This window comes from Desulfothermus naphthae (assembly GCF_054657475.1).
In genome coordinates this window covers 74,128-99,366 of the sequence record NZ_BAAHYQ010000003.1, presented here as the reverse complement: position 1 = coordinate 99,366, position 25,239 = coordinate 74,128, and the positions used below count along the sequence as shown (strand labels likewise).

General features: G+C 35.3%; 25 protein-coding genes. 4 read left to right on the top strand and 21 right to left on the bottom strand.

The genetic code is table 11. The features are described 5' to 3' along the window. Window positions 1–65 precede the first annotated feature (65 nt). The 7 genes from ACYQ1E_RS11980 to rpoZ all read right to left on the bottom strand — a co-directional run bounded on the left by ACYQ1E_RS11980 (window position 66) and on the right by rpoZ (window position 6,453). Entirely contained in the window at window positions 66–1,598 is a 1,533-nt protein-coding gene (locus tag ACYQ1E_RS11980; RefSeq protein WP_459879629.1) for a YifB family Mg chelatase-like AAA ATPase, read from the bottom strand. Between the two features lie 28 nt (window positions 1,599–1,626). Continuing rightward, window positions 1,627–2,274 carry a signal peptidase I gene (gene lepB, locus ACYQ1E_RS11975; protein WP_459879626.1) on the bottom strand — a complete coding sequence of 216 codons (648 nt, stop codon included), beginning with the start codon at window positions 2,272–2,274 and terminating at the stop codon, window positions 1,627–1,629. 120 nt (window positions 2,275–2,394) lie between these two features. Continuing rightward, window positions 2,395–2,700 carry a DUF2442 domain-containing protein gene (locus ACYQ1E_RS11970; RefSeq protein WP_459879624.1) on the bottom strand — a complete coding sequence of 102 codons (306 nt, stop codon included), beginning with the start codon at window positions 2,698–2,700 and terminating at the stop codon, window positions 2,395–2,397. Between the two features lie 43 nt (window positions 2,701–2,743). Further along, a complete protein-coding gene (lepA, locus tag ACYQ1E_RS11965; protein WP_459879621.1) occupies window positions 2,744–4,561 on the bottom strand; it encodes a translation elongation factor 4 in 1,818 nt (605 codons plus the stop codon). 80 nt (window positions 4,562–4,641) lie between these two features. Then, window positions 4,642–5,127, bottom strand: coding sequence for a cyclic pyranopterin monophosphate synthase MoaC (gene moaC / locus ACYQ1E_RS11960; RefSeq protein WP_459879618.1), 486 nt, complete (start codon window positions 5,125–5,127; stop codon window positions 4,642–4,644). After that, entirely contained in the window at window positions 5,128–6,234 is a 1,107-nt protein-coding gene (gene dnaJ / locus ACYQ1E_RS11955) for a molecular chaperone DnaJ (protein ID WP_459879615.1), read from the bottom strand. A 6-nt stretch (window positions 6,235–6,240) separates the two neighbouring features. Beyond that, window positions 6,241–6,453: a DNA-directed RNA polymerase subunit omega gene (gene rpoZ, locus ACYQ1E_RS11950; RefSeq protein WP_459879612.1), complete on the bottom strand. Its 213-nt coding sequence runs from the start codon at window positions 6,451–6,453 to the stop codon at window positions 6,241–6,243. Between the two features lie 151 nt (window positions 6,454–6,604). Between rpoZ and ACYQ1E_RS11945 the strand changes: the two genes are divergently transcribed. Continuing rightward, window positions 6,605–7,363 (top strand): tRNA lysidine(34) synthetase, encoded by a 759-nt coding sequence (locus ACYQ1E_RS11945; protein WP_459879609.1) that lies wholly within the window; start codon window positions 6,605–6,607, stop codon window positions 7,361–7,363. 28 nt (window positions 7,364–7,391) lie between these two features. Here the strand turns inward: ACYQ1E_RS11945 and ACYQ1E_RS11940 are convergent, their stop codons facing one another. Beyond that, window positions 7,392–8,264, bottom strand: a complete 873-nt coding sequence (locus tag ACYQ1E_RS11940) for a rhomboid family intramembrane serine protease (protein ID WP_459879606.1) — start codon at window positions 8,262–8,264, stop codon at window positions 7,392–7,394. Further along, window positions 8,261–9,025 carry an alpha/beta hydrolase gene (locus tag ACYQ1E_RS11935; protein WP_459879602.1) on the bottom strand — a complete coding sequence of 255 codons (765 nt, stop codon included), beginning with the start codon at window positions 9,023–9,025 and terminating at the stop codon, window positions 8,261–8,263. Before ACYQ1E_RS11935 ends, ACYQ1E_RS11940 begins: the two co-directional genes overlap by 4 nt. A 121-nt stretch (window positions 9,026–9,146) precedes the next feature. On the opposite strand from ACYQ1E_RS11935, the gene ACYQ1E_RS11930 reads away from it, so the two are divergent. From ACYQ1E_RS11930 to ACYQ1E_RS11920, 3 genes are all read left to right on the top strand, one after another. Then, window positions 9,147–9,551, top strand: a complete 405-nt coding sequence (locus ACYQ1E_RS11930) for a VanZ family protein (RefSeq protein ID WP_459879599.1) — start codon at window positions 9,147–9,149, stop codon at window positions 9,549–9,551. Next, the gene (locus ACYQ1E_RS11925) at window positions 9,526–10,638 is read left to right on the top strand and encodes a flagellar assembly protein A (RefSeq protein ID WP_459879596.1); all 1,113 of its coding nucleotides are present in this window, start codon (window positions 9,526–9,528) and stop codon (window positions 10,636–10,638) included. Before ACYQ1E_RS11930 ends, ACYQ1E_RS11925 begins: the two co-directional genes overlap by 26 nt. A gap of 133 nt (window positions 10,639–10,771) precedes the next feature. Further along, a complete protein-coding gene (locus ACYQ1E_RS11920) occupies window positions 10,772–11,524 on the top strand; it encodes a motility protein A (protein WP_459879593.1) in 753 nt (250 codons plus the stop codon). Window positions 11,525–11,691: 167 nt separating this feature from the next. Here the strand turns inward: ACYQ1E_RS11920 and ACYQ1E_RS11915 are convergent, their stop codons facing one another. The 12 genes from ACYQ1E_RS11915 to ACYQ1E_RS11860 all read right to left on the bottom strand — a co-directional run bounded on the left by ACYQ1E_RS11915 (window position 11,692) and on the right by ACYQ1E_RS11860 (window position 25,238). Further along, window positions 11,692–12,660, bottom strand: coding sequence for an RpnC/YadD family protein (locus ACYQ1E_RS11915; RefSeq protein WP_459879590.1), 969 nt, complete (start codon window positions 12,658–12,660; stop codon window positions 11,692–11,694). A 151-nt stretch (window positions 12,661–12,811) separates the two neighbouring features. Then, the gene (locus ACYQ1E_RS11910; protein WP_459879587.1) at window positions 12,812–13,525 is read right to left on the bottom strand and encodes an OmpA family protein; all 714 of its coding nucleotides are present in this window, start codon (window positions 13,523–13,525) and stop codon (window positions 12,812–12,814) included. A 13-nt stretch (window positions 13,526–13,538) separates the two neighbouring features. Next, window positions 13,539–14,054 carry a thermonuclease family protein gene (locus tag ACYQ1E_RS11905; RefSeq protein WP_459879584.1) on the bottom strand — a complete coding sequence of 172 codons (516 nt, stop codon included), beginning with the start codon at window positions 14,052–14,054 and terminating at the stop codon, window positions 13,539–13,541. A 230-nt stretch (window positions 14,055–14,284) separates the two neighbouring features. After that, on the bottom strand, window positions 14,285–16,039 hold the full coding sequence (rpoD, locus tag ACYQ1E_RS11900; RefSeq protein WP_459879581.1) for an RNA polymerase sigma factor RpoD: 1,755 nt from the start codon (window positions 16,037–16,039) through the stop codon (window positions 14,285–14,287). 166 nt (window positions 16,040–16,205) lie between these two features. Further along, complete coding sequence (dnaG, locus tag ACYQ1E_RS11895) at window positions 16,206–17,879, bottom strand: DNA primase (RefSeq protein WP_459879579.1); 1,674 nt, start codon at window positions 17,877–17,879, stop codon at window positions 16,206–16,208. Between the two features lie 28 nt (window positions 17,880–17,907). After that, the gene (locus ACYQ1E_RS11890; RefSeq protein WP_459879576.1) at window positions 17,908–20,205 is read right to left on the bottom strand and encodes an endonuclease MutS2; all 2,298 of its coding nucleotides are present in this window, start codon (window positions 20,203–20,205) and stop codon (window positions 17,908–17,910) included. 122 nt (window positions 20,206–20,327) lie between these two features. Further along, a complete protein-coding gene (gene rpsU, locus ACYQ1E_RS11885; RefSeq protein ID WP_459879574.1) occupies window positions 20,328–20,528 on the bottom strand; it encodes a 30S ribosomal protein S21 in 201 nt (66 codons plus the stop codon). Between the two features lie 142 nt (window positions 20,529–20,670). Next, on the bottom strand, window positions 20,671–20,844 hold the full coding sequence (locus tag ACYQ1E_RS11880; protein WP_459879571.1) for a hypothetical protein: 174 nt from the start codon (window positions 20,842–20,844) through the stop codon (window positions 20,671–20,673). Window positions 20,845–20,871: 27 nt separating this feature from the next. After that, entirely contained in the window at window positions 20,872–21,144 is a 273-nt protein-coding gene (locus tag ACYQ1E_RS11875; protein ID WP_459879569.1) for an HU family DNA-binding protein, read from the bottom strand. A 194-nt stretch (window positions 21,145–21,338) separates the two neighbouring features. Then, window positions 21,339–22,139, bottom strand: coding sequence for a 16S rRNA (adenine(1518)-N(6)/adenine(1519)-N(6))-dimethyltransferase RsmA (gene rsmA, locus ACYQ1E_RS11870; protein WP_459879566.1), 801 nt, complete (start codon window positions 22,137–22,139; stop codon window positions 21,339–21,341). Next, complete coding sequence (gene fusA / locus ACYQ1E_RS11865; protein ID WP_459879563.1) at window positions 22,126–24,177, bottom strand: elongation factor G; 2,052 nt, start codon at window positions 24,175–24,177, stop codon at window positions 22,126–22,128. Before fusA ends, rsmA begins: the two co-directional genes overlap by 14 nt. Window positions 24,178–24,329: 152 nt before the next feature. Continuing rightward, the gene (locus ACYQ1E_RS11860; protein ID WP_459879561.1) at window positions 24,330–25,238 is read right to left on the bottom strand and encodes an MBL fold metallo-hydrolase; all 909 of its coding nucleotides are present in this window, start codon (window positions 25,236–25,238) and stop codon (window positions 24,330–24,332) included. Between the last annotated feature and the right edge of the window lies 1 nt (window position 25,239).

Below are 25,239 nucleotides of genomic sequence, written 5' to 3'. Positions count from 1 at the left end.
TCCTTTGAGATATTTCATAGAGAATTGGAATTTTCCTCTCAAAGTATGTTTGCAAAAAATAAAAATCAAACCATAAAATTCCTATCCAAACTCCTATACCCAATAGCCTCAGCTAAGTGGTTTATTTCTATTTTTTCTTTTTTATCTAAATCTGCAATTGTCCTTGCTATGCGAAGGACCCTGGTATATGCCCTTGCAGATAATCCCAATTTTTCTACTGCATTTTGCAAAAATTCATGTTCTTTTTCACCAAGTGAGCAGAATTGATTTAGCCATTTACCATATAGTTTACTATTGGTTGAAAAGGGTAAGTCTCTATATCTTTTTTGTTGCACATCCCTTGCCCATAAAATCCTTTCCCTCATCACTTTAGAGGATACACCACTTACATTTTGTTTTAAGTCTTCATAAGGCACAGGCCCAACTTCTACGTGTAGGTCTATTCTATCTAAGAGTGGACCAGAAATCTTTGACCTATATCTCTGGATCTGGGTAGGTGTACATATACAGGTGTGTTTTTTATCGCCAAAATAGCCGCATGGACAGGGATTCATTGCAGCAACTAACATAAAATCAGCTGGATATGTTAAAGACATAGAAGCCCTTGATATTGTCACTTTTCCATCTTCTAAGGGTTGTCGCAAGACCTCAAGTACGTGTTTTTTAAATTCTGGTAATTCATCTAAAAAAAGGACTCCTTTACTAGCCAAAGATACCTCGCCAGGTGAAGGATATCTACCTCCGCCTATTAGTCCTGCATCAGAGATTGTGTGGTGAGGGGCCCTAAATGGACGTCTCACTATGAGGCCTTGGTTATCTAACAATCCTGCAACGCTATAAATCCTTGTAACTTCCAATGCTTCATTAAATTCCAGGGGAGGGAGTACAGTAGGTATCCTCTGGGCAAGCATTGTCTTCCCGCTTCCAGGTGGGCCAATAAACAGGATATTGTGTGAGCCTGCTGCAGCTATTTCAATAGCCCTTTTGGCGTGGTTTTGTCCTTTTACTTCATCAAAATCTATTAAAAATTTTTCCCTTTGAGACCAGAGACTCTTTATGTCTATTTTTACGGGCAGGACCTGTTTTTGGCCTGTTAGGAGCTCTACGCATTCCAAAAGTGAACCAGCAGCTACACAATCAATGCCATCTACAACACTTGCCTCTTTTGCATTTTTCTCTGGCAGGATTATTCTTTTTATTCTAGTCTCTTTTGCCATCATTGCAATTGAGAGTGCTCCATAAACAGGCTTTAGCTCGCCATTTAAAGATAACTCTCCTATGAACAGGGTATCATTTAAAGAAGGAGGTTCAATTTTTTCAAGGGCACACAAGATCCCTATTGCAAGTGGTAGATCATAGGCACTACCCTGTTTTTTTATATCTGCAGGTGCTAGATTTACAGTAATCCTTGAGGCTGGAATTTTGAAGCCACAATTTTTTAACGCAGTAAACACCCTCTCCTTGCTTTCCTTAACAGCACCCTCAGCCAGCCCAACCATTCTAAAACAGGGAATACCAGACCTTGTTATGTCTATCTCTAAAATTACAGGCTGGGCCTCTATACCAATTAAAAGTGCACTTTTTACCTTAGCAAGCATATTAAAACCACTTACAAGTTTTTCTGTGTTAGTGAATTATCTTAAACATCCTATTCCATCTGATGTTGGTTATACCCTGCCATGACCAATAGATAATCCACGCCCTTCCCAAAATTTTATTTTCCTTTACAAAGCCCCAGAACCTTGAATCATATGATTCATCCCTGTTGTCTCCCATAACAAAATATTTGTGTGCAGGGACTTTTATAGGTCCAAAGTTGTCTCTAAGCCTAGGATCAAACCTCTTTGGAGGCCATTTATCCATTGGAAATCTCTCTCTTATGATTGAATAAGACGTGTGTATTGTATATGGCTCATTTAGCCTTCTGCCATTTCTATATACCACTTTATCCTTTATTTCAATTACATCTCCAGGCACCCCAATTACCCTCTTAATAAAGTCTTTGGATTCATCAAGGGGGAATTTAAAAACAATAACATCCCCAAACTTAGGCTTAGACACAGGGATTATTTCCTTATCAATAAAGGGAAGTTTTATTCCGTATATGAATTTATTTACCAGTAAGTGATCTCCTATTTGCAATGTTGGTATCATAGAACCAGAAGGTATTTTAAATGCCTGAATTATAAATGCTCTGATAAAAAAGGCCAGTATAAATGCAATAACTAAAGCTTCTACATATTCCTTTACGATTTCACTAAAAGATTTTTTCATTTTAAAAAATCACTCCTTAATATTAAGTGTTCAGTGTGAGTTATCTGTGTGTGAAAAAAGTTTTTGTCATAATTAATTGTAATTAATAGTTATTCATGGTTATTAGTAGTTATTTGTTGTTTAAGGTTGTTTTATCCTCTTATTAAGCCATTGTTGAAAAGAATTTTGACTCTCCCCAGATGGTTTTCCTGCCAGCAGGTTTTCAATGCTAATGTCTTCATCAAGAGATTCCCAGTGAATTCCATGTCCATTGCCAATAAGTCTCCACCCTTGCCTTTCTTCTGGTGTAGCATGAACTAACCGAGGATACCATGTAGTGGGGACCAATACTGTCCGGCCATCACTCAATTCAACCGTTAAGGTATCATCAGTGACTGAGACTGTTACAATTTGAGGAATCTCCATTCTAATCGCCAAAGTATTCATTCCATGCCTCCACAATTAATTTATTGAAATATTCCATAATCACTTAATCCTTTTTAAGCACTGCCAAAAATGCCTCTTGTGGGATTTCAATGTTACCCATTTTTTTCATTCTCTTTTTGCCCTGTTTTTGTTTTTCCAAGAGTTTTCTTTTTCTGGTAATATCTCCTCCATAACACTTAGCTGTAACATTTTTTCTAAAAGGCGGGATCCTCTCCCTTGCAACAATTCTTGTCCCTATGCTTGCCTGAATTATTACTTCAAATAATTGTCTTGGAATGATCCTTTTTAATTTAAGGGCAAGTTCCCTTCCAATCCTATGGGCATTTTCCCTGTGAACAATGGTTGATAGGGCATCCACTGGCTCGCCGTTTATAAGAATATCTAACTTCACCATATCACCAGGATAAAATCCTATAAATTCATAATCAAGAGATGCATATCCCCTGGTATAAGATTTTAGTTTGTCAAAGAAGTCATATACAATTTCAACAAAGGGGAGCTCATAGGTAACAATTACCCTGGAAGATGACAGGTATCTAATATCCTTTTGAACTCCTCTTTTTTCTTCGCAAAGGGAGAGCACATTCCCTACATATTCATGGGGTACATGGATATCCATCCTTACAAAAGGTTCTTTGATTTCAGCAATTTTCCCAGGGGGAGGCATCTTGCTGGGATTATCAATTTTAAAGACCTTTCCATCAGTAGTTTTGACCTCATATACAACAGAGGGGGCAGTGGCAATTAGCTCTGCCTTAAATTCCCTCTCAAGCCTCTCCTGAATAATGTCCATGTGGAGCAATCCCAAAAAGCCACACCTAAAACCAAAGCCAAGGGCAGTAGATGTTTCAGGTTCAAATACAAAGGCAGAATCGTTTAATTGCAATTTTTCCAAGGATTTTTTTAGAAGTTCAAATTTTGCTGGTTCAGTTGGATACAATCCACAAAAGACCATTGGTAGAGCTCGTTTAAATCCAGGACAGGGCTTTTTAGTGGGATTATTTGCCCAGGTTATTGTATCACCTACCCGTGCGTCTTTGATTTCCTTAATATTTGCAAATAAAAAACCTACTTCTCCAGGCCCTAAAAAATTGACTTCTTTTGGATTTGGCGAATAAACCCCAAGTTGCACAATTTCATATTTCTTTTTAGTTGAAAACATTTGAATCTCTTGGCTCTTTTCTAAATAACCGTCAAAAATACGAAACAACACCCCTACTCCAAGATAGGAATCATACCATGAATCAAAGATCAGGGCCTTTAATGGTGCGTTTATATCGCCTTTTGGAGAAGGACATTTTTTTATAATAGCATCAATTAATTTATCTACATTTTCCCCTGTTTTGGCACTAACCATTATTATATCAGAACAATCCAGCCCAATGGCCTCTTCAATCTCTTGAATTACCCTATCAGGCTCTGCACTTGGTAGATCAATTTTATTTAAAATAGGTATTATCTCTAAATCATGCTCTAATGCCAGATATACATTTGCTAGAGTTTGGGCCTCTACTCCCTGGGTTGCATCAACAAGTAAAACAGCACATTCGCATGCAGCCAGGCTCCTTGAGACTTCATAATTAAAATCCACATGTCCTGGTGTATCTATTAGGTTTAAAATATATTTTTGATTATCTGTGTGGGTGTAAGGGATCCTGACTGTTTGAGATTTTATAGTAATTCCCCTTTCCCTTTCTAAGTCCAGACGATCTAAAAATTGTTCCCTAAGCTCCCTTTGTGATACCAATTTTGTTATCTCCAAAATCCTATCAGCAAGAGTGGATTTTCCATGGTCAATATGGGCTATTATGCTAAAATTTCTTATTTGACTAAGAGGGGTAATTTGTTTCTCTCTTTTCATATCAAGTTCCTGATTAAAAAAATAACTATTTTTTGGGAATTTAGGATAGTATTTAAGGACTCATCTGGCCCTTGATTAATTTACCCAGCATTAGAGATATATTCTCCACTTTTTCCACCACTTTTATATACTAATTTTCCTTCTGATATCAAAATATCCTTTTGAACTGCTTTGCACATATCATAGATTGTTATGGCAGCAATGTGGGCTGCTACCATTGCTTCTATTTCCACTCCTGTTTTTGCAGTAGTCCTTGCTTCTGCTTCTATTCTGACGGAAAATTCCTGGTCATTTAGGTAGAATCTAACGTCTAGATAAGTCAAGGGGAGAGGATGGGCAAGGGGTATTAAGTAAGGGGTATTTTTGGCAGCAAGGATTCCAGCTACTTTGGCAGTATTTAACACATCGCCTTTGGGGAGACTATTTTTTTTTAAGAGATTATAGGTAGCTTCTGATAGGTTTATAACAATTTCATATATGGCTTTTCTTGGTGTATCTTTTTTTTTTGATACATCCACCATTGTTATAGAGCCATCATCCAACACATGAGTTAACTTTCGCTCCATTTATCCTCCCATGGCCCTTTTAAAAAAATTTTTTACCTTATTTTTTGTCTTTTTCTTCTCAATTCTCTCAAATTCTTTTAAGAGTTCTATTTGTCTTTTTGTAAGATTAGTAGGAGTCTTTACATTGACTTCAACAAGCAAATCTCCTCGTTTTTTTTGACCTACATAAGGGATTCCAAGACCTCTTAACCTGAGTACATCCCCTGGCTGTGTCCCTTTTGGTATTTCAACCTTTACAGGCTCCTCCAAGGTAGGAATTTCTATTTTTGTACCCAGCGCAGCCTGTACAAAGGAGATCTCTATTGGAACTATCAAATCCTGCCCCTGTCTCTTAAAAGTATCATGGGGTTCAACAGTTAGTATCACGTAAAGATCACCAGCAGGTCCGCCAAAACTTCCGCCTTCCCCTTCGCCTCTGAGTCTAAGCCTGGTGCCATTATCCACGCCAGGAGGGATGTTTACAGTTATTTTTTTGTTGTTTATAATTCTTCCTTGACCACGGCACCGTTTACATGGATGTCTATTTATACTACCCATGCCACCACATTGCGGACAGGTAGTTGAGATTCTGAAAAAGCCGTGGCGTTGAAAGACCTCTCCCCTCCCTCCACAATATGAACAAGTTTCTGCTGAATAACCTGGCTCAATCCCTGAACCTGAACATTCAGGACAGTCCTCTTCCTTAGGAATTTCTATTTCCACTTGGGCACCTAGGGCAGCTTGTTCAAATGATATTGTCAAATCATATCTTAAATCTGCTCCTCTTCTAGCACTGCTCCTTTCACCTCGACCAAAGCCAAAAAAACCATCAAACATATCATTAAATGAGGAAAAAAATTCTTCAAAAATGTCTCTACTTGACCTGAAATTATTGTAACCAAAGTTATTTAAGCCTTCATGGCCAAATCTATCGTATGTGGCCCTCTTCTGCGGGTCACTTAAAACCTGATAGGCCTCACTTACTTCCTTAAATTTTTGTTCTGCCTCTGGATCGTCAGGATTTCTATCTGGATGGTATTGGAAGGCGAGTTTTCTATATGCCTTTTTTATCTCTTCTGTGGTTGCTGTTCTAGATACCCCTAGTACTTCGTAATAATCTCTTTTCATTGTTTCTTATACCTCTATACCTGCCTCTTTTATGGGTTTTTTGAGTTTTACTTTTCCAGCAGCAATTTCTCTTAAGGCAGTTACTATCTCTGTGTTATTACATTCTATAAGGGGTTTATAGCCTTGATGATACATTTTAACCCTTCTCATCGCCATGTGTGCAATAACAAACCTATTGTTGACCTTTTTAAGTGCATCTTCTACTGTAATTCTTGCCATGTCAATCTCCTTGATTTTATTAGGTAAATATCTCCCTTTTTTATATTATGAAATATTTCATTGGGAAGCATTCGAGAGGCTGTTTATTAGCTATAAACATAGTTTGTCCCCTAGTCAATACACAAGAGTTTCACCAGGAGGAATTTCTTAAGTGGGGAAGATTTCATATATTCAAAAATCATGTATTTCAAAAACATCAAAATTAATGGCCTCTGCAGATATGCTTTTTTCAGGGGCAAGGATTGGAGTTGCTATCTCTGGGGGAGTTGATAGTGGAGTTTTACTCAAGATTTTAACTTTGATAAAAAGGAAGCTCCCTTTTGAGATTGAGCTCATGGCCCTTCATATTAATCCAGGATTTGACAGAAATAATCACATTCATCTTGTCTCATGGGTAAAAGAGTTAGGCATCTCAGGTTATTTTTTTGTAAGTGATTTTGGTTTAAAGGCCCATAGTGATGAAAATAGATCAAATTCTCCTTGTTTTTTTTGTGCCTGGCGAAGAAGAAAAAGGCTGTTTGAGCTGGTAAAGGAATTTAAATTAACTCATCTTGCCCTAGGACATACGGGTGACGATTTGGTGAGTACTTTTTTCATGAATCTATTTTATGGAGGCCGAGTTGAGACCTTGTATCCCAAAGAGATTTTTTTTAAAGGTGAATTTTATCTTATTCGTCCTCTCCTTTTAATTGAAAAGCAAAAAATTATAAAACTGGCAAAGGAACTTGATATCCCAGTTATAGAAAATCCATGTCCATCAGCAAAGAATACATCAAGATCTAAAATAATGGAATTTTTTGAACAAATCTGGTGTAAGGACAAAAGAATAAAGAAAAATATCTTCTCAGCCTTGTACAATTATATATTAAAACATCCTATGCCAGATTATAGTTTAAGAGGAGCAAAGTAAAATTTAAGTTGATGCAATATTATTGCGTTTATGGGTAATTTTTACCCCAAAATATAGCCAGTCCCCAAGATATAGCTATTATTAAAAACAATAAAAAAAATAGATATTTTTCAATCTTCTTTGTGGTATTTAATTTTAATAGTTGAAAAACAGCGCCAATTATAAACCCTGTAATGAGTCCAAAGAAATGGCTCCCTACATCCACACCCTGGGCACCAATTCCTAGCATGGCAAATAGTCCCAATCCACTCATGGCATATAGTCCAATATCTTTTGGATTTTGAATACCTCTGATGGCAATAGATATTCCGATTGTTGCAAATACACAGGTGGAGAAACCAAGGCTAATATGGCTTAAGGGATAAAAAAAATAATTTAACAAATTCCCTAAAGCCCCACCAAGAAATATCAATGCCCAGGCAATAGATGGGGGAATTTCTTTTAAAAGAAAGTAGATGAATACTCCTTCCCAAAATATATTAGATAAGACATGAGGGATATTTTTATGGAGGGTTAGGCTTGTTATAAGCCTCCACCATTCTCCTTTGTAAATTGCCCAACTATTGGCACAACCATGTTGTTCTAATGGTAAAGAAACATTTTTTGATGTTATGTGAAATAAAAAAATAAGAAATAATATCCAAATAGAGCTTTCTATACTGTATCCAGGCTTGATATCTTTTGAATCTTTATGGCTTTGTTCTTTAAATTCCTCCTTTTGTTCTTGCTCAAATTCTAAAATTTCTCTAATAGCTCGTTCTTTATCTTTGAATTTTACCTCTAAATAAAATCCCTTTTCACTTTTTTGTACAATATGATCAATACCAAATGCACTTAAGACCAATGACCACTCATTAATTTTTTCCTGATCATTATGATTAGTTATCTGGATATAATTCATATTTGATTTACTTCATAAATAAAAGACGAAATTGACTTTTTTACTTTTTCTTTGGTTTCTTTGTGTGTGGTGAGGATGTGTCTAGTAGTTATTTGTTCCATAATTGGATACAGTTCTAATTTTCTTATATCAGATCTCACTTTTGTTATTATTTCCCACGCATTAGAAACTGGAACCACTATATCATGAGGTGAATGTAAAACAAGTATTGGACAACTGATGAGTGGAAGATTATATCTTATATTTTTTAATGCCTTTATAAAGCTGTATAAGGGATTTAAGGCAAAAAATCCATCATACCCTTTAAATGGTGCTATTTCTCTGGCCTCTTTAGTTGCTTTCGGTACTTTTACAACTGGTATTATAAATCGCAAAATTCCAATTAAAGGTAGTAATTTAGATGCACCTTCAAAAGGAAAAAATTTATATAGATAAACAGGAGAAGCTATTGTAATGAGTGCAGGGACAGGGTATCTTTGGGCTAGATACATTCCTATACTTCCACCCATAGAAAGACCAATTACTATAGGTTTAAGCCCCTTATGAAAAAGAGCTAGAAACCTTTTTTCTGCCTCCAAGGCCCAATCTTTAAACCCTGTTTTTTTAAAGGCATCAATGTCTTTACAATGCCCAGGCAAGGTGGGACAAATGATATTTTTAAAACCATCTTCCTTTAACATATTAACTAGTGGTTCAACCTCAAATGGAGATCCTCCAAACCCATGTAACACCAAAAATGACAATTTCTCCTTATTATCCATTGACTAACCCCTTTATTTAAGAATAAAAAATTATTTAGTTTTTGCAATATCCAGTTTTAAACAACATTAAGTAATGTTGAAATCATAACTAAAATTGTAAGAAATATAGGTGAAATATTATATGGCAGTCAAAGGAATTAACAGAATTCAGATGATTTTGGCTATCTTATGGGTGCTACTTTTAGGCTTAGATATATGGCTCTCTTTGTCTTCTGGAGTAACACCACCATATGAGTTTGAGCAATCTGACAAATTTTACCATACAGGGATGTATTTTTTGCTGTCACTTTTGCCTTTTATATATTCAATTAATATTACAAAAGCAACTTTTTTGTCCCTTGTAAGTTTAATGGCAGGTATCATTTTAGAATGTATGCAGTTTTTTGTGCCTTTCAGGGAATTTTCAATTATGGATATTTGTGCTAATGAATTGGGGATATTTCTTGGGATAATTGTTGGATCAAGGATCCGTAGATATCTATTTGGCAAGGGGATAATTTATGTATTATCTGCGTCACTTTTTTGATCCGGATTTTAACTATAGAGAACTAAAACCAAAGGAGAAAAAAGATGGTAAAATGGATTTTTATAATCTCGGTTATGTTCAAAATGTTATTAGGAATCAAGTTATTGCTGAATTTGAAAAAATCTCACCTGAAGAAGTGGATAAATATGATGAGAGATTTATTTACAAGGAGAAGAAGTTCCCTATTGGCTCCAATTGTGCTGTAAACCCAAAAAATCCAAATCAACTTATATCTTTAGTCAATGGATATGTTTATTATGACGAACATGGCAATATTTCAGTAAAAAACCTTTTGAATGTAAGGGGTAATGTAGATTTTCGCACGGGAAATATATATTTTGTAAATAATGTGATAGTTCATGGGGATGTAAAAAATGGATTTGAAGTGCAGGGAAATTCTATTTTAGTTAAAGGCATTGTAGAAGGAGCAAAAATAAAGGCCCTTAAATCCATTTCTGTAGAAGGTGGAATAAAGGGTGAAAATAAGGCGATTCTAATTGCAGAATATAATATTCACTGTCGATATTGTGAAAATGGAATTTTATTAGCCAAGAGATCAATAATAATTGATAAACACTGTCTTCATTCAAACGTATACGTAGGTAAGAATATAAAAGTAGGTGATAAATTAATTGGGGGAAATGTTTATTGCGGTGAGAAGATTTTGATAGAAGGAGAACTCGGTGGTGGTTTTAATGTGCCAACAATTTTGGTCTTGGGATATGATCCCGTTGATATGTATAAGTTTTCAAATTTGGAGATGAGATTAGAGAAACTCCATAATAGACTGGAATTTTTAGAATTAAAGAGGAAATCAAAGGATGACCCTCAAATAGTGGTAGAAATTCAGGAAATTAGAAAAAAAATCAAGGTACTTACAAAACATTTAAACCGCATAGCATCTTCCATCAGGTCAAAAAATTTAAATAAGTGTCGCGTCATTGTACGTGGTAAAATTAATCCGGGAATAGAAATATCCATTGGACCTGCATATTATAAAGTGGACGAGTTTATTAAAGGAACTACTTTTTATTTTAAAGATGGTGAAGTAAATATTTCAAAATTCGAAAAATTGAAGGAATATTAGTAATCGTACTGCTTATATTTATTGAACGTGGAATTAAAAATAAATGATTGTGATTAATGTTAAATCGGACAAAATTTTAATCATTAAATAGGATAGCAAAATAGTGGTGTATTTTTAATAGTGGAGAGCCATTATGGATATAGGGACCTTGATAGGACTTCTTGCAGGATTTGGACTTATTATTGGTTCTATTTTTATTGGTGGAAGTCTGGGGGCTTTTATAGACCTCCCTTCTATATTTATTGTTATTGGTGGAACATTATCGGTTACCTTTATTATGTTTCCTATGGGCACTGTATTTGGAGCCATTAAAGTCGCTATGAAGGCCTTTTTTGCTAAACCTATAAACGCAAATGAAATAATTTCTCAAATTACCTCTTTAGCAGAAGTGGCAAGAAAGGACGGGCTGGTAGCCCTGGAAAAGGCAAGTACTGACATTGAATTCTTAAAAAAAGGATGTATTTTAGTTGCTGATGGAAATAACAGCGAAGTAGTAAGATCTGTTCTGGAGATAGAACTTGCATTTATGCAACAAAGGCACACTACAGGTCAAGATATATTTAAATCAATGGGATCCATGTCCCCTGCATTTGGAATGATCGGTACACTTATTGGTCTTGTTCAAATGTTACAGACTCTGGACGATCCCTCATCCATAGGACCAGCAATGGCAGTGGCATTGCTCACTACATTTTATGGAGCGGTCCTGGCAAATGTTGCATTTATTCCTATTGCAAAAAAATTAGAAGAAAGGTCAAAGGAAGAGACCCTTTATATGGAGATTATTATTGAAGGGATAGTTTCCATTGCAAATGGTGAACATCCAGCAATAACCAAAGAAAAACTCCTTGCATTTTTAGCTCCAGCTTTGAGGGAGAAAAAGTAAGATTACACGTTAGAACGGTAAAAATAAAACTCAACTCTTCTATTTTTTTCTGATATATTGGGAACTATTGGAAGAGTATCAGCATATCCTTCAGCTTTAAATCTCCTTGAATTAAACTTACCTTTTTCAAGAAGATATGTAAGGACCGCTGCTACCCGAGCTGAGGTTTATTTTTTCACAAAATTTTTCAGTATTTCTTCAAATTCTTTAATATTTTTTACCTTTTGGGCCCTTCTGATTAAAAGCTTAAGAATAGTTAGATCATTTAATTTTTGAATTTGTTTTAAGATGTTAAGATCAATATTATCGAATCGGGCTTCTAAAGTTTCTACAAGTACTTCTTTAAGGGCTTTTTGCTTTCCAATTTCAATACCTTTTTCAATTCCTTTTTGTCTGCCTAATTCAAATCCTTCTTCTTTATAATCTTCAAAGGTCTTCACATTAAACCCCAGAGATTTTAAATATGTCAAATTTTCTGCCAGGGTCTCTGTTATACTCATGTTCATGCCTCCTATTGTCTTTTTAAACTCTTCTCTTGTGGCTATTTCTTTTAAATCATCCCTCTGGCTGGAGAATAAGAGAAATTTAAAATATGTTAGCCACCTACTGCTTAATTTACTGAAGTTTAAAACATACTTTAACGCCTCACTTAGTTTTCTCCTGCCAGCAAAGAGCATGAGTAATAATAAATCAAATTGATCTTTTAATTTAATTTCACTTAAAAATATAAATCTGTTCTCTGCTTCTAGATATCTGTATGTGTATATTCCAGGCTCTAATTTTTCTAATTTGTAGTCCCTGATAATTTTTTTATTAGAATAAGCAGAGATAAGACTAAAAGTAATTTCATCAAAATCATGGACCTCTGACCTGCTCATGTATGCAGGGACATAAAAAAGTCCTTCGAGAAAATGGTCTATTTTGAATCTATCAGTAATGGATTTAAAAGAAATTAAATTGTGATTTTTAAAATAAGAGAAAAATTCCAGCTCCTGAGGCCGATAAGCTCCTTTGATAACGAGTATATCTAGCCTTTTTGGGATATTAAATAGCTCAAAATCTGTCTCTACATGCAGGGCAAGCTCTTTTCCAAAGAAAAGTGAAGCCACCGCCTTAAAGGCTTCATCCTGTTTCATAATAAAAGATTATAAGAGCTTGAGATAGAGAAGTCAAATATTGTCAGGAGAGGAATAGAAGGTAGTTTAAATAAGGGGCATAATTGTTTTGAAAAATAGAAATTATTTGCCTCAAATTTTTAGTCCCAGCTTTGAGGGAGAAAAAGTAAGATTACACGTTAGGACGGTAGAAATAAAACTCAACTCTTCTATTTTTTTGTCTATTTTTTTCTGATATATTGGGAACTATTGGAAGTGTATCAGCATATCCTTCAGCTTTAAATCTCCGGGGGTTAAATTTACCTTTTTCAAGAAGATATCTAAGCACTGCAGCTGCCCGAGCTGTTGATAGTTCCCACGCTGAAGAATATTTAGAATTTTTTGCTTCAATATCATCAGTATGTCCTCTGATAGCCACCATCCAGTCGTTTTTTTTGAGTAATTTTATTATGGAATCTAAAACCTTCTTGGAAGAAGGGAGAAGTTTGGCTGTCCCCTTCTTAAATATCACATCACTTTGAACCCTAATCAATACACCATTATCTTCAGAAGAAATATCCATTGGCGTCTGTTGTTGAACATCGGTTAATAAGGACTTTACAGTTAAAACCATTCCAAGTATGTCTTTATCCTGTTTTGTTAGCTTTACTTTGCTTTCATATTTTGATGGTGAAAAAGCTACATAATCAGCTTGCTGCCTTTTTACCTGGACTCCAAAGGCATCTTTTATGGATCCAAGCATATCCTGAAATTTCTGGATATCCATGTTGGCAAAGGACAAAAGTAACACAAAAAAAGTCAAAAGAAGGGACATCAGATCAGAAAATGTAGTCAACCACTCTGGTGCGCCTTCTTCTTGTTTTGGGGGTGGTTCTTTTCTTGCCATTTTTTTATTTTACTTACTCCTTTGGCCATGGTGTACATATTCTGCAGGGGGCATATCCCTTGTAAAAGGCTTCATATAAAGATGAAAAATATACCCTACTTTTCCAATATATCTTTCTACCCAATGGACACACAAGGGTATGGAACCTAAGCTCTTTTTTATTCCCAATATATCTTTTATTCGCACCATGCATTGATAAAATCCTACTCCAGAATCCCCTTCTTTGGTCCATGGCCATCCTTTGTGCATTTAAAAATCTTCTAGCAATTTTTCTTTCTAAATCATGGTGAGGGAAATAAAATGCATACCCCTCTTTTATCATGATCAGATTTACAAATCTACCATCTGGAAGGTAGACATAAGCAAGATATCTACCATATCTATCCTTTGTTAAACCATATTTTTTTATTATTACATATCTTTTTTTAATTAATTGTATGAGCCTTTTTAAGGCCTCCTTTGCAAAGTACTGGTTCCTTTCACCTTTTTTATGTGCAATTTCTGGAGCATCTATGCCCTTTAAACGCACAAATTGATGCCCCTTGATAATAAAGGTATCTCCATCAACCACCCACTCTACTTTAACTTTCCATTGAGTGGGCCTTCTCTCTGAAAAACTTTTTTTTATAAACCAAATAAAAATAAACAAAAAAATAACAAAAAGGGATAAGGAGATATACCAAGATAAAAACTTGAACCTTGAAGGTTGAATCCTCAACATCTCCTTATCCCTTAATTTTGTTCACAAAACCTTTAAAATTATAAATCATAATATGCCTTTAAAATTTGGCTCCTAGAGGGATGTTTTAATTTTCTGAGCGCCTTTGCCTCTATCTGTCTTATCCTCTCTCTTGTTACATTAAAAAGTTTTCCTACCTCTTCTAAGGTATGATCCGACTTTTCCCCAATACCAAATCTCTTTCGAATAACCTGTTCTTCTCTTGGCGTCAACTCTGATAAGATTTTATTTATCTGTTCCTCTAATTTTGAATGGACAACCTTTTCCGCTGGTGCGACTGCTTTTTTGTCTTCAATAAAATCTCCTAAGTTGGAATCTTCTTCATCTCCAATTGGAGTTTCAAGGGAAATAGGCTCTTTGGCAATCCTGAGTACTTTTTTAACCTTTTCCAGGGGATAGTCCATTCTCTCGGCAATCTCTTCAGGAAGAGGCTCTCTGCCAAGTTCCTGAACAAGGTATCTTGAGGTACGAATAAGTTTGTTTATAGTCTCTATCATATGCACAGGGATCCTTATCGTCCTTGCCTGATCTGCAATTGCCCTTGTGATTGCCTGTCTTATCCACCAAGTAGCATATGTGGAGAACTTGTATCCACGCTGGTATTCAAATTTATCTACTGCCTTCATTAGACCAATATTTCCTTCCTGAATTAAGTCTAAAAATTGTAGTCCTCTATTAGTATATTTTTTGGCTATACTCACAACAAGACGCAAATTTGCCCTGATCAACTCCTGTTTTGCCTTTATGGCATACTCATTTCCATACTTCATTCGCCAGAGGATATCCTCTAACTCATTAATATCGTGACAACAATTTTCCTCTAATCTTCTGAGAATTTCTACCTTGGCTGTTAGCATTTCTTTAAAGGAAAAGAGTTCTTCAATAGTCATATTGAGCTGTTCAGCAGCAACTATTGGCTTAATCTCTCGCCTATCTAATTTATCAAACAATTCTTCTATTTCAGCCTGTGTCTTCCCAACAGAAATAATGTAGGCAGAATAATCTCGTCTGCAATTATTCATCTGCCTGACGTAATCTTCAACATGCTCTATAACTTGATCCACAAGCTTTTTCTCTAGTTTTATTGCTCTTAGCCTTTCAACTATCTCCATTTTTAAATCTAAAAATTTCTGCGCCAGGGCCCGGGTCCTTTTATTTACCACACACAGGTCTTCCAACTTTTTATAAAGGTGTTTTTTCTTTTTATATATCTGTTTAATTTCTTCAAGCAGGGAAATTACCCTTTCTCTCTGGTTCATTTCCTCTTCAGTTGGGTTATCTTCTTCTATTGTCTTCACCACGTCCTTTAATTTTATCTGTCCTTTTTTCAATTCTTCTCCTACTTTTATTAAATACTCAACTGCAACAGGAACCTCAGCAATAGAATATAGAACCTCCAGTTCTCCCTGTTCTATCTTCTTTGCAATCCTTACCTCTCCCTCTCTATCTAAAAGGGGTACAAGTCCCATCTCATGTAAATACATTCTAACAGGATCACTACTTCTTGAAGGCTCTGCCAAATCTTTTTCCTCCTCAACCTCAAATTCTTCAAAATCTAATTCAACATCTTTTATCACTTCTATTTTTTTATTGGTCTGTTCATCGATTATAGAAATCTCAAGCTGTTCGAAAAGATTAATAATCTCTTCAATTTGCTCTGGCTCATTAATATCCGAAGGGAGAGCATCGTTTAATTCTTGAAAGGTCAAAAAGCCTTTTTCTTTGCCTTTAGAAATCAGGGCCTTGATATGCTGAATTTCTTTTATGCTTTTCATCCGCCCCCCTTTTGATTAAAATTTATGGGTTAATGTGTTTATGGGTTTATGGGTTAATGGGTTATGAGTTAATCTGATTATACAGATATTCTGACTTATATACACATCCACACATATACGCATCCACTCATCCACCCATATACCCATCCACCCATCCACCCACTCATCATCCTCTGTTCTTTAAAAGCTCATTTATTTGAGAAAAATAATAATTTATTTTTTCACTATTTTGTTCCATTTGAGCACGCATAAGCTGCTTTTTTAGCTCATTTAACTTTTTTTCCCTCTGCTTTTTACTCAAAAATCCCTTTAAATCTGTCCAAAGTTTCTCAAAATCTTCATTTCTTTCTTTGAAGAAAAGGGACTCAATGTAAAAAGATCGCTCTTTATCGTCTAAATTATATAAAATTTCCTCAGGAGAGCAATTGTTAAGCTTTTCCCACAGGGACTTTGAAAAATTACTTTTTAGATAATCGCCTACATCTAGTGCCCTTAAATCTTCCAGATATTCTGGAAAACAGATAGCAAAACGCAAAACTTCCCTATCTCCAATAGATAAAACTTTTTGTTGCGGTACTATCTTATGTCTAGTGCCATGGTCTATATTTTTTCTAATTAGCTCAGCTTCAGGGATTCCAAATTCTCTGGATAAAGTGGGAAGATAAAAAGATCTCAGTGCTGGATCTTCAAGGGAATTTAAAAACTCCCTACACCAATTAATAATTTCCTTTGGTGAAGATGAAAATTTAATCATTTTGGCGCAAAAGGCAAGACCTTCTTTTGCGTTTTTTAACAATTTGTCAAGACCTGTGTTTTCATATTTTTGTAGATAAGTATCAATATCTTCACCCTCTGGAAGTTCTACCACATCTACCTTGGTACCATGGGCTAGAAAGAGCTGGGCACTTTTAAATGCTGCCTTTTGCCCTGCCTGGTCTCCATCAAAAATCAATATCACTTTAGGACAGAACCTGGATAATTTTTTTACATGAATCTCAGTAAGGGCTGTGCCTAGTACCCCACAGGAATTTTTATATCCATACTGGTGTAATCTTATCACATCAATATACCCTTCGGTCAAGATAACACTTTTTTTTAGGGTAATCTCTCTTCTTGCCTGATAAAAACCATACAAATTTTCACCCTTTTTAAAAATCTCGTTTTCACTAGTATTTAGATATTTTGGTTCTCCCTCCCCTATTATACGACCACCAAACCCAATGCATCTACCTAAAATATCAAGTATTGGAAAAATAATTCTGCCTCTAAACCTATCATAGATCCTATTCTTCTCATTCTTTACAACTACCCCAGCATCAACACAAGAACTCAAGGCATATCCTTTTTTTATAAGGTAATTTTTTAAAGACTCCCACATGTCAGGTGCATACCCTATTTTAAACTCATTAATTAACTCCTGGGAGATATTTCTATCTTTGAGATAATTTATTGCATCAGAACTTTTTTTAAGGGATTTTCTAAAAAAATCTAAACAAATACTATTTATCTCATAAAGGATTTTCCTTTTTGAAGGCACAAAAGACTTACTTTTCTTTAAATCAAGATTTACTCCAGCCTCTTTGGCCAACTCAACTAAACCATCATAAAATTCCAATCCATTTATTTTGCAATAAAAATCAATTATATCTCCAGATGCATTACAGCCAAAACAGTGATAAAATCCTAAATTTGGATCCACGTAAAAAGAAGGCTTTGTCTCTTGATGAAAAGGACATGGCCCTCTAAATCTGGACCCTACCTTCTGCAAAGGGACATATCGTTCCACAATGGATATAATATCCAGTCTATCTTTGATTTCCTGAATAACTTCTCTATTCATCTGAAACTTATGGAGTTTGAGTTTTAAGCTACCTTAAAGTAACTATTGTAACCCCATCTCCTCCTCTATCTTCTGGGGCAAAACAAAAGGACTCCACATTCGGGAAATCTCGCAGGATTTCCCTGACCTTAGCCCTTAAAATACCTTCACCTCTCCCATGAATAATTTCAACATTTTTAAGACCTCTATAAATGGCCCTGTCTAAAAATTGAATAATCATTGTCTCTGCTTCATCAACTCTTTTTCCCCTGATATCTAGCACTGCAAAGGATGATTTATCTATATCCAGTGTAATATTTACCTTAGGCTCAGCCATTTTTTTATCTTGAGATTTAAGTAAAGCAACTTCATCACAATTTACCCAGATACTAACACCAGAGATATTCAATTTTATTTTAGACTCTCTTTTATTTATCTGTTCAACCTTCCCTTTTTTTGACCAGGGAATATACTTTAATTCAGATCCTATTTTAATGTCCTTTAAATCAACTTTTTCAGAAGAAGAACTCAATGATATTTCTTTTTGCAGTGTTTTTTTGTATTCCTTTAATTTTTTCAAGGCCATTTTTCTCTGTATTTTCTGTTCCCTGTAAGAGGTGACTATTTCTTTTATTGCTCTGCTTATCTCATCTACGAGTTTACTTATATTCTTTTCATATTTTTCCCTTAATTTCTTTTTTTCATTTTCAAGGGCTAGGGCCTTTTGTCGTAACTTCTTTAATTCTTCTTCTCTTTTTACTGCAAGATCATTTAGTTTTTCTATAACTGCATTGGTCTTTTCATCATCTATTAAGAGATATTCTCTAGCCCTCATCAAAATCTCATCAGGCATTCCAAATTCTTTAGCCACATCCAGGGCCTGTGATGTTCCAATCTGATCATAGGCTATTTTGTATAAGGGTTTTTTGGTTTTTGGGTCAAATAGCACTGTTGCAGCCCTAACATTAGGGTGATTTAAAGCATACGCCTTAAGTGAGGGGAAATGGGTAACTGAAAAAATCCAGGCCCCTTTGTCAAGCAGACAATCTAAAACAGCTTGAGCCAAAGCAGCACCCTGGGAAGGGTCAGTACCAGCACCAAATTCGTCTAGTAAAACTAAGGTTGATTCTCCTACTTTTGGCCAGATATCTCTAATTTTCTTGATTTGGGCAGTGAAGGTACTTAAATTTTCTTGCAGGGATTGTTCATCCCCTAAAAATACAAATATATCCTTCCAAAAAGGAAGGGTGGTTCCTTCAGCGCAGGGTACAGGAAGTCCACTGTAGGCCATCAATGAACAAAGGCCTAAAGTTTTTAGAGAAACAGTCTTACCCCCAGAATTTCCTCCAGTCAAAATAAGGGCCCTTTGGTCTTCTTCTAAAATTATGTCAACAGGTTCAATCTTATGGCCATGTTCTACAAATAAAATTGGATGCCTTGCATCTTTTAAGAAAACACGCCTATCCCCCACGTGAACTGGATTTCCTTTGATTTTTTCTGCAAAAAGCACCTTTGCCCTGAATATATCAACATCTACCATTATATCATGCAAGTTTAAAAGCTTATCCTTTTCCTCTATTAAAAGGGAGGTCAAGTATTTTAAGACCCTATTTATTTCTTCCCTTTCTGACTTTCTTAGTTCCTGCAGTTTATTATTTAACTCTATCAAGAACAGGGGTTCAAAATAACAGGTCTCACCACTCTGGGAATAGTCGTGAACTATTCCCTTTATCCTGCCTTTAAAATTAGATTTAAGTGCAATTACATATCTATCTGAGGAAATAGTGAGATATTCATCTTGTAGCATATCTGAAATACTTTTTTCAGTAATAAATTCATTTATTTTTTTTGTGCACTGGCGTTGAATCTTTCTTATTTCACCTCTTATTGAAGCCAAATTAGGACTGGCATGATCTTTTATCTGACCATTTTGGTCAAGGCACCTATTTATTGCCTGAGATAACTTACCTGGCCAGGGTAATGATTCAAAGGTGTTAAATAAAATAATTCTAGATTCTTGGTCCAGCTTATCAATAAAATCTCTTATCTGACCTGCCTTTCTCAAAAAAATTAAAATGGCCCAAAAACCATCTTCATCCAGGATCTTACCTGAATTTACATGGGAAAATATTCCATCCAGGGAAGGGAAATCCAGTGAAAGTCCTATTATCTCATCTTTATAATCAAAAGCCTTGATTAAGGCTTGATAGTTTCTTTTAACATCCTCTAAATTCCCAGAGGGAATTATGGAGAGTGCCTTTTTTTTGCCGGTCTCTGAAACACAAAAATCTGAAACCAATCTTAAAACAAGGTTAAAATCTAATAACTCAAGGGTATTTTTTTCCATTTCAATACAACTTTAAGGGATTTATAGGTTTACTTAGGAAGTTAATCTTCTTGTTTGGTAGGAAATCAAAACAAGGAAATGGCCATACACCACCATTTCCCTATTTTTTTTTCAAAATAGAACTAGATCAGTCCAGCCTTTCTGAGCTTTTTCATAAGCCTTTTTCTAGCAGCAGCTTCTTTCTTTTTCCTCTTAACACTGGGTTTTTCATAATGCTGTCTCTTTTTTAACTCTGAAAGGATTCCAGCCTTTTCACACTGTTTTTTGAATTTCTTTATGGCAATCTCAAAATTTTCGCCATCATTTAAAAAAACTCCTGGCACTAAGCTCACCCCCTTTCAAAAAAATAACATAAAGAAAAATAAATTTAAAAAAAAAAATATTTTTTTGCAAGAAAAAAAAAGGAGGCGAATTTTTTTCTCACCTCCTTTTTTTTCGATTGATTCCTCAAAAGAATTTGTCAGGTTACTTATATTTTTCCTTTAATACTTGTAGCAATGATTTTAAGGTTACCAGTCCCACTCCTGAACCAATAACCACTAATATAATATAGACTATTCCAAAAAATATTGCATGGTCTGGTCTCCACCATGGCAAATCCTGAGGTAACATTGAATGGATTGTTTCACCATGAAGCATAACTTCATCCTCTTATATCATGTTTTATTATTTTACTGCTTCTTTTAAAAGTTTTCCTGGTTTAAATTTAACAACCTTTGTTGCGGGAATAATCATTTCTTCACCAGTTTGAGGATTTCTTCCCTTTCTTTCTTTTCTCTGGACCACTTCAAAGGTGCCAAATCCCGTAATTGTTAGTTTTTGATCGCTCTGTAAAATTTCTTTGATTGCATCAAGGCAAGCAGCAACTGCCTTTTCTGCTTCTGATTTTTTCATTTCTGCCAACTCAGCAACTTTTGCAATAAGATCTGCCTTTGTCATTATATTTTCCTCCTTTACCTTTAATTGTTTGGACATTTACTGTTAATATTTGGATCTACCTAAAAATTTTTCTTAAATCTAAACTCTATGCTCAATTTCTTTTATAGGGGATGCATATTAATATTAATCAAAAAGTTCTGTCAAGCTATTATCCCTTAATTTTCAAGGAGAAATTGGTAGTTACAAGTACCGATTTAAAAAATTACCTTTGAGAGCTCTACGTAATCTTCGGAGCTTAACATATTGGGGCGCATACTTTTGTTTAAGCTTTGTTTTTCAAAAAATTCTTGGACTTTCTCGTTCCAATAAATTTTTAATAAATTTTTAAGTTGTTTTCTAGGACTTTTGAAGCATATTTTTAAAGTTCTTATTAACCCTATTTTTGTTTTTTTGTCTAGAAAAATCTTTTTAGGAGTTAAGACAATTACCTGTGACATAACCTTTGGACGAGGGAAAAAACATCCTGGATTTATTTGAAATTCCAGTTTTACGTCACAAAATGTCTGTATCCAGACAGATAGGACATTATATTTTTTCTGGCCAACTTTAGCACCTATTTTTTCAGCTACTTCCTTTTGCACTGTGAACACAATCTTTTCAACATCTGGCAAATTAGAGACCATCTCAAAGATAAGGGTAGTGGCTATATTATAAGGTAAATTCCCCACAATTTTATTAAACTTTCCATTTACTTTAGACCAACAAAGATCAAGTGCGTCCATTATTAAGACATCTACTAAAAAATTTTTTTTTATGAAAAAGCCGAGCTCCAAGTCTTTTTCTATTGTGAGAATATAAGAACAGTTTTTTATAAGGTGTTTTGTTAAAGCTCCCTGGCCTGGGCCTATTTCTAATATTTTATCAGACTCCCTTGGAGATATTATACTGATTATCTTTTTCAAGACATTAGGGTCTTTTAAAAAGTTTTGTCCCAGACTCTTCTTATGAATAAAACCATCTCTCTTAGCGCTGGTTTTAAAATTATTCCAGTACATCAAATTTCTCAAATTTCATTATAAAATTAGCCCTGCCCTGGGTAGCAGATCTAAGATCAGTTGAAAATCCAAATAGTTTTCTAAGTGGAGCCAGGGCATGGACGACCTTATCTGTTCCCCTCTCAAACATATTTTCAATCTTTCCACCCTTCATACCTATAAGGGATATAACATCTCCAACAAACTCTTCAGGTACATATATTTCCACTGACATAATTGGTTCCATTAAAAGAGGCCCAGCCTTGTCAAGGGCCTTTTTAAGGCAACTACCAGCAGCCATATGATAACCAATTTCTGAAGACTCTTCTTTTAAAATGCCGAGAGATAACACACTTACTTTGACACCTTGAACAGGGCTACCTTTTAATACACCGCTCTGTAACCCATCTTTAATTGCTGTTTCTGTTGCAACAACAAATTTTTCTGGAATAGCTTCTGTATCCACCTCAAATATAAGCTTATTGTCCTTCTGTCTATCTATTGGTTCTACCTTTAACTCAACATAGCCATAGTGCATCTCATCTCCAAGTTCCTTTAAGAATTCTTCTTTAGCAGTGGCAGGTTTGGAGATGGTTTCCCTGTAAACTACCTGGGGATTGCCTGCCCTGAACTCCACATTATGTTCTCTTTTGAGCCTGTCCTGAACAACTTCCAGATGGAGCTCCCCCATACCAGACAATATTATCTGGCCAGTTTCCTGGTCCTCCTCCATAAAAAGGGTGGGATCTTCTTTTAACATTTTATTCAAGGCCTCTCTTAACTTTTCTCCTTCCGCTGTATTTTTTGGCTCAAGGGCAATGGATATAACTGATTTGTAATCACTTATCCTTTCAAGGATTATCTTGTTATCTTCAAAGCAAAGGGTGTCTCCAGTCTTTACATCTTTGAGTCCTGCTGCTCCAACAATTTCCCCAGCCCTGGCCATGTCAATGCGTTCTTTTCTATCTGCATGCAAGGTAAATAATCTGGCAATCCTCTGTTTTATCTTCTGGGTTGCATTGAAAACCGTCTCACCTGGTTTTACTGTGCCAGAATAGACCCTAAAAAGGGACATCTGTCTTCCTGATTCCATGGTGATTTTAAAAACAAGGGCTGAAAATGGAGCCTTAGAAGATACAGGAAATACCTTTTTTTTCTTTGTATCTGGGTCAATTCCTTCTATTTGTTTTACTTCTAAGGGAGAAGGTAAAAAATCACAAATCCCATCTAATACTGGCTGAACTCCAATATTTTTCAGGGCTGAACCAGCAAATACTGGCGTTAGCTTGAGCTCAATAGTCCCTTTTTTTAGTCCTTGTTTTATTTCTGAAGTAGAGAATTCTTCTTCAGATAAATATTTTTCCAAAAGTGATTCATCTATCTCTGATATACTTTCAATGAGTTTGTCTCGCCAGAGCTCTGCCTTTTCTCTCTGTTCACTAGTAAGTTCTCTTTTTTCATATTTTTCACCCTCGGTTGAGGGATCAAACCATAAAAATTTCATTTCAATTAAATCTATAATCCCCTCAAAATCTGGACCAGCTCCCCAGGGTATTTGCACTGCAACTGGATTTGCCCCTAATTTTTTCTTCATTTCAAAAAGGACATTCTCAAAATCAGCTCCAATTCTATCCATTTTGTTTACAAAGGCTATTTTGGGAACATGGTATTTTTCTGACTGTTTCCACACAGTCTCACTCTGGGGTTCTACCCCACCCACGGCACAAAAAATACCAACTGCCCCATCTAATACCCTCAGTGCCCTTTCAACCTCTATTGTAAAATCCACATGACCTGGGGTGTCTATAATATTTATCTGTTTGTCCTGCCAGTGACAGGAAGTACAGGCAGATGTAATGGTGATCCCTCGTTCTTGCTCTTCTGGCATATAATCCATTGTAGCAGTCCCTTCATGGACTTCACCCATTTTGTGAATCCTTTTGGTATAATATAAAATCCTCTCAGTAAGAGTTGTTTTTCCTGCATCAATATGGGCTATTATCCCTATATTTCTTATAAAATTTAAATATTTATCAAATCCCTTTGTCTTTTTAGACATAAATATCCCCTCACCCTTTATTCCAGGACAATAATTGATGTTCAGCTCTTAACCTTAAATAGGAATCTCGTCAATTATTTCTATCTTAATTTAAAAAATTCCAATACCCTCGTAAGGGTAATTTATTAATTGTCAGAGGGATTCAGAAATCACTAATTAGACCTCCCACTCCTGGTCTTCCCAATATATCTTAGCATCTGTCCAACTACAATTGAAATTACTTCTCTTGGCAAAAAATCTTGATCCTTTTTCGGCATAAGCTCATTGACTGCCTCCTCTGTAGCCACAGATATATCTTTATATTTTTTATAGATGTCTTCTAAAAGTATTCTGGTTTGCTTTGCAGATTCAATGGACTTTTCGAGAAATTTTTTTGCATCTTTACCTGTGATGGCCCCATAATGTTCTGCTAAGAAAATGTCTATATCTAATTTACTCATTCTCAATAAACTATCCATATACTCCTCAAAATTAGAGTTGGCTGCGGTAAACACATCATCTCCCATGGGTATTCCACCTGCATCTGATGCAAACAGGGCCTTTAAATTTGGCTCATAAAGGGCAATTGAGCAAGAAGAATGACCTGGAACCTCCATGACTTTAAGACTAAAACTCCCAACTTTGATGGTATCTCCCTCTGACACTACCTTATCAACCTCCAGTTTTGGAAAATTCAGCCCCAGTTCCTTTGCCTTTTGTTTCATATTTTGTTTTTCCAAGATCATTTCATTCATAGATTGAATAGATGAGATAACCTTATCCTTTGAAAGAAGTTCCTTTGCCTTGTTTGAACCAATAATCTCTATCCATTGCCACTTTTTCTTTAGATAGGGTAGGATACCAACGTGGTCAAAGTGGGAATGCAATATAATTGCCTTTTTTATCCTTTTGGGATTAATGTGAAAATTTTCTATTTGTTTTATAACATCAGGAGCAATATATATCATTCCTCCACCCAAAATAGCTGCTTCATCACCTCCATCTAATAAATACACATTGGATTCTTTTGTTCCCAAAAGATAAATGGGATCTACTACTTTACCTGTTTCTAATATCCTCATA